This window comes from Pseudomonas sp. GCEP-101 (genome assembly GCF_025133575.1).
Taxonomy (GTDB): domain Bacteria; phylum Pseudomonadota; class Gammaproteobacteria; order Pseudomonadales; family Pseudomonadaceae; genus Pseudomonas; species Pseudomonas nitroreducens_B.
The window spans coordinates 4,751,651-4,765,672 of record NZ_CP104011.1 but is presented as its reverse complement, the minus strand read 5'-3'; the positions used below and the strand labels follow the sequence as shown (position 1 = coordinate 4,765,672).

Below are 14,022 nucleotides of genomic sequence, written 5' to 3'. Positions count from 1 at the left end.
ACCAGATCGTGTACGACGTTGAATCATAAGCGGTTTGCGACAGGGAAAGGCAACCCATCCAGCAGTTCCGCGACGCCTTGGAAAATTGATAACCATTAGCGATTGCATTAGAGTCAGGCTCCCGCTTTTTCCGGCCACGCCGCCGAGATGGATGACCCCATGTTCGAACTGGAAAACGTCAGTTTCAGCGTCCCCGGCCGCACCCTCCTGCATCCGCTGAGCCTGCAACTGGGCGACGGCAGGATGATCGGCCTGATCGGCCACAACGGTTCGGGCAAGTCCACCCTGCTCAAGCTGCTGGCCCGCCAGCAACAGGCCAGTGGCGGCAGCATCCGCCTGGATGGCAAGCCGCTGCAGGACTGGGGCAACCGCGATTTCGCGCGCCAGGTGGCGTACCTGCCGCAGCAGCTGCCGCAAACCGATGGCCTGACCGTGCGCGAGCTGGTTGCCTTCGGCCGCTACCCGTGGCACGGCGCGCTGGGGCGCTTCACCGGCGAGGACAGACAGCAGATCGACCGCGCGCTGGACCTCACCGACACCCTCGCCTTCGCCGAGCGCCCGGTGGACCTGCTCTCCGGCGGCGAACGCCAGCGTGTCTGGCTGGCCATGCTGCTGGCGCAGAACAGCCGCTACCTGCTGTTGGACGAGCCCACCTCGGCACTGGACATCGCCCACCAGGTGGAAGTGCTCTCCCGCGTCCACGACCTCAGCCGCGAACTGGGCCTGGGCGTGCTGGTGGTGCTGCACGACATCAACATGGCGGCGCGCTACTGCGACCACCTGATCGCCCTGCACGCCGGTCGCCTGCTGGCCCAGGGCTCCCCGGCAGAGCTAATGCGCGGCGAGACGCTGGAGCATATCTACGGCATCCCGATGGGCGTGCTGAGCAACCCGGTGGACGGGTCGCCGATCAGTTATCTGCGCTGATATCGGCACTTCTTGCAGGAGCGGGCCATGCCCGCGATTGCCCCATGGGCACGCCTGCACGTCCGCTGCACACGTCAGCGGACGTCGGCCCTGCCGACGGATCGCGGGCATGGCCCGCTCCTACGCAACGCGATGCTTCGGCGCTCTGGCTCCGCCACGCAGGGTGGATAACGCCGGCGGCCGCAGCATGGCGTCGGTGCCGGGCGGTTCGCGAGCCAGCTCGCCCCTACGAAAAGCGATGTGTCAGTGTTTGCCTGCAGTTGCACATTCCGCCGCGATGGGATTCGCGGACAGGGTCCGCTCCTACGAAACGCATTCCGGCGCTTCCCTGTAGGAGCGAGCTTGCTCGCGAACACAGCGCCTGCAGGCGCGTGATTCACAGGTCGCTGGGTTCTGGCGGCGGCTCGTCGATCAGCGGGCAGTTGTCGCAATGCCCGAGGGTGTCCAGGCGATAGCGGATGCAGCAGGTCCGCCGCTGCCGCCACAGGCCATCCGGCCGCTGCGTGCACGCCACCTCGATATACCGGACCGGCTGGTACAGCGGGTTGCGCGTGCCATCCGGGCGGCGTTCGGTCGCCAGCAGCTCGCGGCCGTGGCCGAGCAGCGGGGCCAGCGGCGGCAGCTTGGCCATCTCGCCGATGAACCATTCGAAATAGTTGCCGGCATTGCTCCAGAGCACCCTGGGCGACAGGCGCGCCTCGGCGGCGAGGGTCTGGATGAAGGGCTGCAGATGGTCTTCCAGCAAATGGGCGAAGCGCTGGAACGGATCCTGGGGCGGCGCGGCGAACGCTGCGCCCTCCCCCGGCAGCTTGAACGCCTCGGGGATGCCCTGGGCATCGAGCACCACCTCCACCTCATCGAACGCCAGCGGCAACCGGCGGCCAAGCACCAGCGCGGCGGCGACCACGGGCGGGACGAGGCGCACCAGGTACCACTTGGACCACTGCGAGGCCAGGGCACGCCTGTCACTGTCGGCGTTGGGAGGGTCGAAGCGGCGCAGCACGTTGTCGAGCATCTGCCGTTCCAACAGGGCGCGCGCCGGGATCGAGGGACGGGGGTCGTCGCGGGTCACCAGCACCTCGCGGTAGCTGGCGAATTCGCCGAAATACAAGGGCGAGAGGGCTGCGATCACCGGCCGCCCTCGACCCACCGGCGTACCGCCGTCAGCACAGGCGGCAGCGCTCGAAGAAGGTTTCCCGGCTCTGCACCATCAGGGCGGCGCGCTTGTGCGGGAAGTTGAATTCCTTCTCGCGCCAGAAGCCCAGGCGCTGCATGTGGCCGATCATCTTCGCGTTGTCGGCGCGCGGTTCGGCGACGATGCGCCGGGTGCGCGGGTCGTCCAGCAGCAGGTAGTGCACCAGGGCGGTCATCCAGCTTTCCACCTTGTGCGGGCCGCGATGGCTGTCCTCGCCCACCAGCATGTGGATGCCACGGTCGTAATCGTCCACCTCATAGAAGGGTGCGATGCGGTCTTCCTTGGCCCAGTAGGCTTCGTAGTAGGCGAAGGGTTCGTCGTCGATGCAGCCGATCAGGGCGGTGGTGTGCAGGTCGGCAGCGCCTTTTTCCAGGTAGGCGCGGTGCTGCTCCAGGGTGCCGCCTTCCTGCCAGAACTCCAGCACGCGCGGGCTGTTCTGCCAGCGGTTGAAGCGCTCGAGGTCACGTTCGATATCCAGGGTGCGCAGGGAAATCCACTGGCCCAGCCTGGCGTCGAAGCGGCGATAGACCTCGCCCTGGGGCTTTGGAGCACGCAGCGGATGACGGCGGCCGCCGCTCATGCGGTAGACCAGCGGGAAGTCGGCACTGGCCACGCCTTTGTGCCACGCAGCGGGCAGTTGCCAGAAGGCGGCGCGCTCGATCTGCAGGCGCCCGCCGACCTCATCGCGATTCACCAGCCCTTGCGCGAAGGCCTCGGCCGGCACATCGGCAGCCGCGAACGGCACGCGCTCGCTCTGCGCATCGCCGGCAAACGTCCAGTAGGCGAGCGCCCACAGCGCCTCCACGGTGGGCTCGGAGGTCAGTTGCCAGCACTCGCCGTTGCGCTGCGCGCTCAGCAGCGGCTGGCCGTCCAGCAGCAGGGTCAGGCCGTGGGTGCCGGCATCGGCGCCGAGTGTGCGGCCATCGGGCAGCGGCAGGGAAAAATTGGGCGTCATGGTAGGTAGCCTTTGGGTGAATGCAACGACCCCGCTCGTATGACGAGCAGGGTCGGCCGGAATTTAGTCGGCCCGGATGTCGATGCCGGGCGCCGTGGGTCAGGCGCTTTCCGCCGCCAGCGGACGCGCCGGCTTGTGCGCGGCTTCCTGGGGCGGCAGGTGCTCGAACAGCGAGGCGGCGATTTCCTGCGCACGCATCGGCAGCACCGACAGCAGCGTGTCGCTCAGGCCGTGGCTGTCCTGGGTGAAGCCCTGCAGGTAGATACCGGCGTGCAGGCGCTCGTCGGCCAGCACGCGGTAGTCGCGGCCCACCTCGAAGTCACCCAGGTATTCCTGCAGCGGCGCGAGCAGCTCGCGGTGCGAGGTACGCTCGTAGCCGGTGGCGAGGATCACCGCGTCGTAGCGGTGGGTTTCCACCGCGCCGGTGGCACTGTCGCGCAGGGTGAGCTCGATGCCGTCGGCGTCGGCCCTGGCGGCTTCGACATGGCGGCGGCAGAGGAAGGCGTGGCGATCCACGCCGGCGACTTTCTGCCGGTAGAAGATGCCGTAGATGCGCTCGATCAGGTCCAGGTCCACCACCGAATAGTTGGTGTTGTGGAACTCCTGGATGAGCTTCTCGCGCTCGGCCTTGGGCTCGTTGAACACCAGGTCGGTGTAGCGCGGGGCGAAGATTTCGTTGACGAAGGGGCTGTCGTCGGCGGGCTTGAGCACCGCGGCGCGCAGCACCATGTCGACCTGCACCGAGGGGAAACTGTCGTTCAGGTCGATGAAGGCTTCGGCGGCGCTTTGCCCGCCGCCGATCACCGCGATGCGCATCGGCTCGTTCTGGTTGCAGCGCTGCTTGGCGATGCACTCCAGGTAGCGGGCGTGGTGGAACACCCGCGGGTCGTCGCGCAGGTGGCTGAAGGCCGATGGGAAGCGCGGCGTACCGCCGGTGCTGACCACCACGCTGCGCGCCAGGCGGAAGCGCTCGTGGCCGCGGGCATCGGTGGAGAGCACTTTCACCAGCTCGATGCCGTCCGGCCCCTGCACCGGTTCGACGCGGCTGACGGTCTCGCCGCAGACGCGCTGCTCGGCAAACTGCTCGCTGACCCAGCGCAGGTAGTCGTTGTACTCCATGCGGCACGGGTAGAAGGTGCCCAGGTTGGTGAAGTCGATCAGCCGGCCCATGGCGTGCAGGTAATTGACGAAGCTGTACGGGCTGGTGGGGTTGCGCAGGGTCACCAGGTCCTTGAGGAAGGAAATCTGCAGCTCGCTCTGCGCCACCAGGGTATTACCGTGCCAGCGGTAGTCGGCCTGCTTGTCGAGGAACAGCGCGTGGTAGTGGCGGCCCTCGCGTCGCGCCTGCTCCTGCAGGGCGATCGCCAGCGCAAGGTTCGAGGGGCCGAAACCGATGCCGAGCACGTCATAGGTCGGGGTGATCATCTGGGTCATGGTGCCAATGTCCTGTATCGCGATGGCCGAGGGGCGTGACCACGCGGGAGCCGGCGGCTTACTGCTGAGCCCTGCCTGGAGAGCCTCGCCGCGTGGCGGCCGGCACTCGATCCTGCGTGTCGCCGATGATGTGCGCTGTCGAAAGCGCGTTATCTGGAGAGACGAGACAGGTGCGGAGAAATTTAGAATGATTCTCAATAAGTCATGAAAATTTCAGAATGACGACGGGAATCGGTAGCGGGAAAGCAGGTGGGGCACGCGGGACTAAATCCGGACGGAGGTGGCGCGTCTTTTCTTCTGGGTGACGGGCTCTCGCAGAGCAGTGGACGGAGTGTGCTCCTACCTGAACAATCGCGCCGGGGCGTGCCCTCTCAACCGCCCTGGCTGCGCGCCCCGCTCCGAAGGGAGAGGTAGCTAAAGCAGCCGGCTGACACGGCGGGCGCAATCTGCACTATGCGGTCCCCTCTCCCTTCAGGGAGAAGGTTAGGGAGAGGGAAACACAGGCACGGACTTTCAGAAGAAGACAGTTGCTCCTACACACACCTAGAGTCCCCTGCCGATCGCCTCTGTAGCCTCGTGCTGACAGCGCCCGCCCGGCTTATTTATAATCAGTCGCATCAACGCACGAAGAAATTGCGATATCGGCCGCCAGCGGCCCTAGCGGAACACCTGATGACCACCTCCCCCGCCCCGTTCGACGACGACCGCATCAGCGCCGAAGCTGCGCACTGGTGCGCGCGCCTGCACGACGAGGGGTGCAGCGACGCCGAGCGCGAGGAGTTCGCCCAGTGGCTCGCGCGCGACCCGCGGCACGCGGTGGAGTACCAGGCGATGCTGGAGATCTGGGAGCTTTCGGCACGCCTGCCGGCGTCGCCCCCTATCGCCGTCGCCCCTATGGCGCCGGAGCCACGGCACGGCGCCCGTTCGCGCAGCCGCCGCCCGCGCAGTGGCAAGCGCATCGCCGCGTTGGCTGCCGGCGTGCTGGCGGCCATCGGCGCCGCGTGGTCGGCGGGCTGGTCCGCCGGGTGGCTGCCCTCGCAGGTCGGCTACTACGCCGCCCAGCCCAGCCCCCGCGAAGTCGAGCTGGCCGACGGCTCGACGGTCGAACTCAACAGCCACTCGCAACTGTTCTTCGCCCACTTCCGCGACCGTCGTAGCGCCTGGCTGAAAAGCGGCGGCGAGGCGTACTTCCACGTCACCCACGACACCCTGCAACCCTTCTCGGTCTACACCGACAACGGCAACGTGCGCGTCACCGGCACACGCTTCAACGTCTGGACCGATCCCCAGCAGATGCTCGTCACCCTGCTCGAAGGCTCGGTGGTGGTCAGCCCGCCGGACAGCGTCGACGGCAACAGCGCCCAGCTCACCCCGGGCATGCAGGCGCGCTACAGTCGCGGCGCCGAGCGCATCGAGCTGGCCCAGGTCGCCCCGGCCGGCGCCATTGCCTGGCTCGACGGCAAGCTGGTGATCGACGACCTGACGCTGCAATCGGCCATCCCGCTGATCAACCGCTACCTCCCGCAACCGGTGTACCTCGACGACGCCACCGTCGCCGCCCTGCGCATCGGCGGCATCTACCGCACCGACGACCTGCAGGCGTTGGTGGAGTCGCTGCCCAAGGTCCTGCCGGTGGAGCTGCGCAAGGACAGCCAGGGCCGCACCCTGCTCGCCAGTCGTTACGTGCAGCTCTAGCCGGGCTGGCGGATGACCCGGTCCAGGTCATTTGCCCTGCGCCTGGGTTCGGTGCCACGCCCGTTCGCGAGCACGCTCGCTCCTACAGGATCCGGGTTTGCCGGGTGCGTAGGAGCGGACTCTCTCCGCGATGCTCTCCGGCGCGATGCGAACCTATCGCGGACGGAGTCCGCTTCTACGCGCGATCCGGCACCGGGCAGGAGCGAACCCTGCGCAGATCACCGGGGCGGTTCATCTCATTTGAGAAAAACTCGCAAATTCTCTTCAGTTTTTCCCGCGCTCATTCGTCTTGATAGGAACGATTCGGATTTGCCGATGATTTCCTGATTCGCGCGCCGTCTCGTCCCGTAGTGCGGCCTGCTCCTTCGCAGGCCGGGTCCAGGAAAAGACGATGCAAACACCCGCTCCAAGCGCCTTTGGCGAGATGCTCAAACTGCTGCGGCCACACTGGCTGCCGCTGACCGCCGCCACCGTGCTGGGCATGCTCGGCGGCGCCGCCATCACCGCGCTGCTCGCCACCATCAACTACAGCCTGCACTCCGAGGGCGGCATGCCCGCCGGCCTGCTGCTGGGCTTTGCCGGGCTGTGCGGGCTGGCGCTGCTGGGCTCGATCATTTCCGACCGGGGCACCAACTACGTTGGCCAGCATGTGATTGCGCGGCTGCGCAAGGACCTGGGCCGCAAGATCATCGCCGCGCCCATCGAGCAGATCGAGCGCTACCGCAGCCACCGGCTGATCCCCGTGCTGACCCACGACATCGACACCATCAGCGATTTCGCCTTCGCCTTCGCGCCGCTGGCCGTCGCCCTGACCACCACCCTGGGCTGCCTGGGCTACCTCGCCTGGCTGTCGCCGCCGATGTTCCTCGCCACCGCTGTCGCCATCGTTATCGGCAGCGCCGTGCAATACGTCGCGCGGGCCAAGGGCATCAAGGGCTTCTTCGAGGCGCGGGACAAGGAAGACGAACTGCAGAAGCACTACCGCGCCATCGCCGAGGGCGCCAAGGAGCTGCGCATCAGCCGGCCGCGCCGCTTCCAGCACTACAGCGAGCGCCTGCAAGGCACCGCCGACGAGATCTGCGACATCCAGCTGCGCTCGATCAACCTGTTCAACCTCGCCAAGGGCTTCGGCTCGACGCTGTTCTTCATCGTCATCGGCGTGGCCCTGGCCTACCAGTCGCTGTGGCCGAGTACCGACCGGGCGACGCTGTCCGGCTTCATCCTGGTGCTGCTGTACATGAAGGGCCCGCTGGAAGGCCTGATCGGCCAGCTGCCGGTGGTGAGCCGCGCCCAGGTCGCATTCCGCCGCATCGCCGAGTTGTCGGTGCGCTTCTCCTCGCCGGAACCGAACCTGCTGCTGGCCGACGATGGCCGCCCGGCGCCGGACTTCCAGCGCCTCGAACTGCGCGACCTGGCCTACCACTACCCCACCGATGACGGCCCGCGCGGCTTCGGCGTCGGCCCGCTGAACCTGACCGTCAACCGCGGCGAGATCCTGTTCATCGCCGGCGAAAACGGATGCGGCAAGACCACCCTGATCAAACTGCTGCTGGGGCTCTACGCCCCGCGCGGCGGCGAGCTGCTGCTCAACGGCGCGCCGGTGACCGACGCCAACCGCGACGACTACCGCCAGCTGTTCACCACCATCTTCGCCGACTACTTCCTCTTCGAGGACCTGCTCAAGGGCAGCCAGGACATCCCCGCCCAAGCCAGCCGTTACCTGGAACGCCTGGAGATCGCCCACAAGGTCAGCCTGGAAGGCCAGACGTTCTCCACCACCGACCTGTCCACCGGCCAGCGCAAGCGCCTGGCGCTGGTGCAGGCCTGGCTGGAAAAACGCCCGGTGCTGGTGTTCGACGAATGGGCGGCGGACCAGGACCCGGAGTTCCGCCGGATTTTCTACACCGAGCTGCTGCCCGAGCTGCGCGCCCAGGGCAAGACGCTGATCGTGATTTCCCACGACGACCGTTACTTCGACGTCGCCGACCGCCTGTTGCGCATGGGCGCCGGGCAGATCGTGGAAATCGAGGACCATCGCGCCGCATCGCCGCCCCACGGCGGCTCCGGCGTGGCCATGCGTTAACCGCCGGGAGGTGCGGCTCGCCGCCCTTCACCCAGTCTTTACCCGGCAGCAACAGAGCGAACGGATTGTTCCGGTGCCTGCACCGGTGTGCCACACCCAGCTGAATCATTCTTATTAGAAACTGCAACACGATCATAGGAGCAACACACGTGAGTCGCACCCGCACTGCGCTTCAAACCCGGCACAGGGTCAAACCGCTGGCCCGCCTGGTCCGCGCCACCGCCCTGGGCATGGTCCTCACCGCCACCGCCGCGCAAGCGGCGCCGGTCCGCATCGACATTCCGGCGCAATCGCTGGCCTCCGCGCTGACCAGCCTGGGCGCGCAGTCGAACCTGCAGATCGTCTTCAACCAGACCCAGGTGCAGAACCTGCGGGCACCCGGCGTGCGGGGCGAGATGGAGCCGACCCAGGCGCTGGAGCGCCTGCTGCAAGGCACCGGCATCCAGTACCAGGTCGATGGCAGCCGCGTGACCCTGCTGGGCGCAGACGCCGCGGGTGGCGATACCCTGAACCTCTCGTCGCAGACCATCACTGGCGCCATCGAAGGCGAGGACAGCTACGTGCCGCGCACCTCCACCAGCGGCAGCAAGACCGACACCCCGCTGCTGGAGATTCCCCAGTCGATCTCGGTGATCACCCGCAAGCAGATGGATGCCCAGGGCGCGCAGACCGTGACCGAAGCGCTGCGCTACGTGCCCGGCGTCAAAGTGGAAGCCTACGGCCTGGACCCGAAGGGCTTCGACTGGATGTACATCCGCGGCTTCAACGCCCAGGCCACCAGCGACTACCTCAACGGCCTGCGTCAGCAGAACAACAGCTACGCGTTCTTTCGCAGCGAGCCCTATGCCTTCGAGCGCATCGACGTGGTCCGTGGCCCGTCTTCCAGCCTGTTCGGCCTGGGCGACGCCGGCGGTATCGTCAACCGCGTGAGCAAGAAGCCCACTGCCAACCACGTCAACGAAGTCCAGCTGACCGGCGGCAACCATGACCGCAAGCAGGGCCAGTTCGACCTCGGCGGCGCGCTGGACGAGCAGAACCAGTTCCTCTACCGCGTGGTGGGCCTGGCCCGCGACGCCAACACCCAGGCCGAGTACGACGACGGCCACGAGGTCGAGGACGACCGCTACTACATCGCCCCGTCCTTCACCTGGGCGCCGGACGAAGACACCAGCCTGACCGTGCTCACCGACTTCCTGCGTGACCGCAACTCCGGCTCGATCTTCGACTACAGCGTCAATGGCCACACCACCGGCACCCTGCTGGGCGACCACAGCTACAACCACTTCAGCCAGGACCAGTACACCCTCGGCTACGAATTCCGCCATCGCTTCGACGATGTCTGGGAGTTCCGCCAGAACGCGCGCTACGGTCAGGTCGACCTGGTCTTCGCCAACCTGCTGCCGCAGGCCCAGGTGGGGCGCAACATCATCCGCACCGCGGATCGCTTCGACCAGCACCTGGACACCTTCAACCTGGACAACCAGTTGCAGGCCAACTTCGACACCGGCGCCATCAAGCACACCCTGCTGATGGGCGTGGACTACAGCTGGCAGGACGCCGACATCGCCCGCTGGCGCACCCTCGGCCCGTCGCTGAACCTGGACAACCCGCAGTACGGCCAGAGCGTGCAGCGCCCGACCAAGGACACCACCCTCCCCGGCCAGGCTATCGACTACGACCAGAACATCGAGCAGATCGGCGCCTACCTGCAGGACCAGGTCAAGTTCGACGACCACTGGATCCTCACCGCCGGCGGCCGCTACGACTATGTGCGCAACGACCTGGACAGCCACACCGGCGCCCACAGCATGCAGAAGGACAACGCCTTCACCGGCCGCGTCGGCCTGACCTACCTGACCGACTTCGGCCTCGCCCCCTACGTCAGCTACTCCGAGTCGTTCGTGCCCAACTCCGGCATCGGCCCGGATGGCGGCGCATTCAAGGCCAGCGAAGCGCACCAGTACGAAGCCGGCGTGAAGTTCCAGCCGGACGACACCCTGCTGATCACCCTGGCCGCCTACGAGCTGACCAAGGAAAACATCCTCACCCCGCAGCTCAGCGCCAACGGCGTGCCCACCGGCTTCAGCGAGCCGACCGGCGAGCAGCGGTCGCGCGGCATCGAGGCCGAGTTGAAGGCCAAGCTGGACCAGAACTGGGACCTGCTCGCCTCCTACACCTACACCAAGGCCAAGATCACCCAGAGCAACGACGGCAACGAAGGCAACCGCCCGGCCAACGTGCCCGAGCACATGGCCAATGGCTGGCTGAACTACACCTTCCACGAAGGCGCGGTCGACGGCCTCTCCATCGGCGGCGGCGTGCGCTACACCGGCTCGCTCTACGGCAACAACGCCAACACCTACCACGTCGACAACTACACCCTGTTCGACGCCGGCGTGAGCTACCCGCTGAACAAGAACGTGACCCTCTCGGTGAACGCCCAGAACCTGCTGGACGAGGACTACGCCGCGACCTGCGACAGCCCGATCTCCTGCTACCCGGGCCTGCGCCGCACCGTCATGACCAGCGTGAAGTACAGCTGGTAAGGCGCTCGCGGAGCGGGCCACGGGCCGCCTCCGCCAGTCGCTGCCGGGCTCCCTGTTCGCAGGGGGCCCTTTGTTGTTTCAGGAGCCTGTCGTTTGATCGAGCGGAGAAGTCCCATGTCCCTCACCCGTCGCCACCTGCTGCAGGGCCTCGCCATCGGCGGGCTGGCCTGCGCCTCCGGCCTGCCGGTATTCGCCGGCGAGCGTCTGACGCGGATCGTCGCGCTGAACTGGGTGGCCGCCGAGACGCTGTTGACCCTGGGCGTACCGCCCCTGGCGATCTCCGACGACCGCTACTACCGGGTGCGCATGCCGACCCTGCCGCTGCCCGACAGCGTGCGTGACGTGGGGCCCTACTGGGAGCCGAACCTGGAGCTGATCCAGCAGTTGCAACCGCAGCTGATCCTCAGCGACCCGATGACCCCGACCCTGGAGCGCCGCCTGAACGGCATCGCGCCCACCGAGCGGGTAGCTATCTATCCGGCCGCCAACGGCGCCTGGCGCGCCACCACGGACTTCATGAGCGACCTGGGGCAGCGCCTGGGCGTCGAGCAGGTCGCCAGCGAGTACATCGCCGCCGGTGAACGGCGCCTGGCTGCACTGCGCGCCACGCTGGCGAAGCGCAACCTGCCGCCGGTGTGCGTCGCCGTGCTCAACCAGGACGGCCGCCACGCCGCCGTATACGGCAAGAACAGCATGGTGCAGGACGTGCTCGACCGTCTCGGCGTGGAAAACGCCTGGCAAGGGCCGGTCGGCCCGGTGGGGCTGGCCATGGTCAGCATCGAGCGCCTGGCCGAGCGGCCGGACGCGCACCTGGTCTACGTCGATATCCCTACCACTTCGGCGCGCCTGCAGAGCCTGCGGCAGCCCAACGACCTGTGGGCCAACCTGCCCGCCGTACGCCGCGGCCATACCCTGACGCTGCAGCGCTTCTACCCCTACGCCGGCGCCGCTTCGGTGCTGGACCTGGCCGAGCGCATCGCCGCCTACCTGGACAGCGCCACGGAGCTCGCCCATGCCTGAATCGACCCTCGGCCTCGCCGCCGCGCGCCCGCGCCTGCAATGGGGCCCGGCGCTGTGCACGCTGGCCCTGGCAATCCTCGCGGGTTTGCTGGTGCTCCACGGCCTGCAGGGCGCCCTGCCCCGCGACCTCTGGTGGCAGGCGCTGTGGGCGCCGGACCTGGACGACGTGCGCCAGGTGCTGCTGCACTTCAGCTTCTTCCCGCGCCTGGTGGTGAGCCTGATGGCCGGCGCCGCACTGGCCCTGGCCGGCACGCTGTTCCAGCAGATCCTGCGCAACCCGCTGGCGGAACCGGTGACCCTGGGCGTTTCCGCCGGCGCCAACCTGGCCCTCTCGGCGGCCACCATCTTCGCCCCCGCGCTGCTGGTCCACGGCCTGGAGGCCGTCACCCTGGCCGGCGCGGCGCTGGCCGCCGGCCTGTTGTTCGCCTTCGCCTGGGGCCGCACGCTGTCGCCGCTGCGCTTCATCCTCGCCGGCATGGTCATCAGCCTTTACTGCGTGTCGCTCAACGCGCTGCTGGTGCTGTTCAACCACGACTACCTGATCGATCTGCTGCTCTGGCAGGCCGGCTCGCTGAACCAGAGCGGCTGGGATGGCGTGCTGTACCTTGCCCCGCGCCTGGCGCTGGCGATGGCGATTGCCCTGCTGATGGTGCGCCCGCTGGCGGCGCTGGGCCTGGAAGACGAAGGCGCCGCCGCGGTGGGCGTCAACCTGTTGCGCACCCGCGTGCTGGGCCTGGCCGTGGCCGTGGCGCTGAGCGCGTTCGTCACCAGCGCCGTGGGCATGCTGGCCTTCGTCGGCCTGGCCGCGCCGGCGATCGCCCGGCTATGCGGAGCGCGCACGCTGAAGCAGCGCTTGGTCTGGGCGCCGCTGCTGGGCGCGGCGCTGCTCTGCGGGGTGGACCAGATCGCCCGCGAGCTGTCGCGCTTCGCCGGGGAGATCCCCGCCGGCATCCTCACCGGCATCTTCAGCGTGCCCCTGCTGCTGTGGCTGCTCAGCCGCCAGCGCAGCGGCGGCATCGTCCCGCGGCCGGCGCCGGCGAAACCGCAGCGCGAGCATCCGTGGCGGCTGATCATCGGCGCGGCGATCCTGCTGGGCCTGCTGACGCTGCCGGCAATCTACTTCGCCGTGGACGCCAACGGCTGGCACTGGGGCGACGCCGGCCTGAGCGACGCCATCGCGCAATGGCGCCTGCCGCGCGTGCTCGGCTCCCTGGCCGCCGGCGCCATGCTCGCCGTGGCCGGGCTGCTGGTGCAGCGCCTGACCGGCAACCCGATGGCCAGCCCGGAAGTGCTGGGCGCCACCTCCGGCTCGGCGATCGCCGTGCTGGTGCTGTTCCTGGTGATGCCGCAGCCGCAGGCCTACATGGTCCCGGCGGCCAGCATCGGCGCACTGCTCACCCTCGGCCTGCTGCTGTGGTTCGCCTGGCGCAAGACCTTCAACGCCGAACGCCTGCTGCTCACCGGCGTGTGCCTGACCACCCTGCTGCACTCGCTGAGCACGCTGCTGCTGGCCAGCGGCGACCCGCGCATGACGGCGATGATGAGCTGGATGACCGGCTCGACCTACCAGGTGGACACGCTGTCGGCGAGCACCGGCCTGGTGGTGGCCGCGCTGATGATCGGCGTCAGCCTGCTGCTGGCGCGCCCGCTGGACCTGCTGACGCTGGGCAACGGCACGGCGACCGCGCTGGGCCTGCGGCTGCGCCTGAGCCATTTGGCGATCCTGCTGACTGCCGCGGTACTCACCGCCACCGCGACCATCATCGTCGGGCCGCTGAGTTTCGTCGGCCTGATCGGCCCGCACATCGCCCGCCACCTCGGCGTGCGCCACGCCGCGCCGCAGGTGCTGCTGAGCGCCGTGGCCGGTGCGCTGATCATGGTGGTGGCGGACTGGCTGGGGCGCAACATCGCCTATCCCTGGCCGGTGTCGGCGGGGCTGCTGGCGGCGTTCATCGGCTGCCCATACTTCCTGTGGCTGATGCATCGGGAGCGCAAAGGCTGAGCGAGTGCCTGCGGTGGCGCGGACCCTGTCCGCGGGTCGCGAGCATGGCTCGCTCCTACAGTGAGCGCGGGATTGCCCTGTAGGAGCTGGCCATGCCGGCGACAGCCCGAGCGCTGGAGCATCGCGGACGGAGTCCGCTTCTACGCCTGGACTGGCATCGGCGTT

The 14,022-nt window shown here is 68.0% G+C and carries 9 protein-coding genes; 6 read left to right on the top strand and 3 right to left on the bottom strand.

Going from position 1 to position 14,022, the window contains the following annotated elements; all coding sequences use genetic code 11:
- Positions 1-159: 159 nt before the first annotated feature.
- Entirely contained in the window at positions 160-927 is a 768-nt protein-coding gene (locus N0B71_RS21685) for an ATP-binding cassette domain-containing protein (RefSeq protein ID WP_259754833.1), read from the top strand.
- 376 nt (positions 928-1,303) lie between these two features.
- On the opposite strand, the gene fhuF is transcribed toward N0B71_RS21685, so the two are convergent.
- The 3 genes from fhuF to N0B71_RS21670 form a co-directional block, all read right to left on the bottom strand.
- Positions 1,304-2,059 carry a siderophore-iron reductase FhuF gene (fhuF, locus tag N0B71_RS21680; protein WP_259754831.1) on the bottom strand — a complete coding sequence of 252 codons (756 nt, stop codon included), beginning with the start codon at positions 2,057-2,059 and terminating at the stop codon, positions 1,304-1,306.
- Positions 2,060-2,090: 31 nt separating this feature from the next.
- The gene (locus N0B71_RS21675) at positions 2,091-3,077 is read right to left on the bottom strand and encodes a GNAT family N-acetyltransferase (RefSeq protein WP_259754830.1); all 987 of its coding nucleotides are present in this window, start codon (positions 3,075-3,077) and stop codon (positions 2,091-2,093) included.
- 99 nt (positions 3,078-3,176) lie between these two features.
- On the bottom strand, positions 3,177-4,511 hold the full coding sequence (locus N0B71_RS21670) for a lysine N(6)-hydroxylase/L-ornithine N(5)-oxygenase family protein (protein WP_259754829.1): 1,335 nt from the start codon (positions 4,509-4,511) through the stop codon (positions 3,177-3,179).
- 672 nt (positions 4,512-5,183) lie between these two features.
- On the opposite strand from N0B71_RS21670, the gene N0B71_RS21665 reads away from it, so the two are divergent.
- From N0B71_RS21665 to fhuB, 5 genes are all read left to right on the top strand, one after another.
- The gene (locus tag N0B71_RS21665; protein WP_259754828.1) at positions 5,184-6,206 is read left to right on the top strand and encodes a FecR family protein; all 1,023 of its coding nucleotides are present in this window, start codon (positions 5,184-5,186) and stop codon (positions 6,204-6,206) included.
- Between the two features lie 391 nt (positions 6,207-6,597).
- On the top strand, positions 6,598-8,289 hold the full coding sequence (locus tag N0B71_RS21660) for a cyclic peptide export ABC transporter (protein ID WP_259754827.1): 1,692 nt from the start codon (positions 6,598-6,600) through the stop codon (positions 8,287-8,289).
- Between the two features lie 149 nt (positions 8,290-8,438).
- Complete coding sequence (locus tag N0B71_RS21655) at positions 8,439-10,835, top strand: TonB-dependent siderophore receptor (protein ID WP_259754826.1); 2,397 nt, start codon at positions 8,439-8,441, stop codon at positions 10,833-10,835.
- A 114-nt stretch (positions 10,836-10,949) separates the two neighbouring features.
- Complete coding sequence (locus tag N0B71_RS21650) at positions 10,950-11,855, top strand: ABC transporter substrate-binding protein (protein ID WP_259754825.1); 906 nt, start codon at positions 10,950-10,952, stop codon at positions 11,853-11,855.
- Complete coding sequence (fhuB, locus tag N0B71_RS21645) at positions 11,848-13,857, top strand: Fe(3+)-hydroxamate ABC transporter permease FhuB (RefSeq protein ID WP_259754824.1); 2,010 nt, start codon at positions 11,848-11,850, stop codon at positions 13,855-13,857. The genes N0B71_RS21650 and fhuB overlap by 8 nt, the downstream gene beginning before the upstream one ends.
- Positions 13,858-14,022: the final 165 nt, after the last annotated feature.

Excerpts from the sequence above, each read along its gene's own strand:
- N0B71_RS21685 (WP_259754833.1), top strand. The coding sequence starts at position 160 with ATGTTCGAACTGGAAAACGTCAGTTTCAGCGTCCCCGGCCGCACCCTC.
- N0B71_RS21675 (WP_259754830.1), bottom strand. The coding sequence starts at position 3,077 with ATGACGCCCAATTTTTCCCTGCCGCTGCCCGATGGCCGCACACTCGGC.
- N0B71_RS21670 (WP_259754829.1), bottom strand. The coding sequence starts at position 4,511 with ATGACCCAGATGATCACCCCGACCTATGACGTGCTCGGCATCGGTTTC.
- N0B71_RS21665 (WP_259754828.1), top strand. The coding sequence starts at position 5,184 with ATGACCACCTCCCCCGCCCCGTTCGACGACGACCGCATCAGCGCCGAA.
- N0B71_RS21660 (WP_259754827.1), top strand. The coding sequence starts at position 6,598 with ATGCAAACACCCGCTCCAAGCGCCTTTGGCGAGATGCTCAAACTGCTG.
- N0B71_RS21650 (WP_259754825.1), top strand. The coding sequence starts at position 10,950 with ATGTCCCTCACCCGTCGCCACCTGCTGCAGGGCCTCGCCATCGGCGGG.
- fhuB (WP_259754824.1), top strand. The coding sequence starts at position 11,848 with ATGCCTGAATCGACCCTCGGCCTCGCCGCCGCGCGCCCGCGCCTGCAA.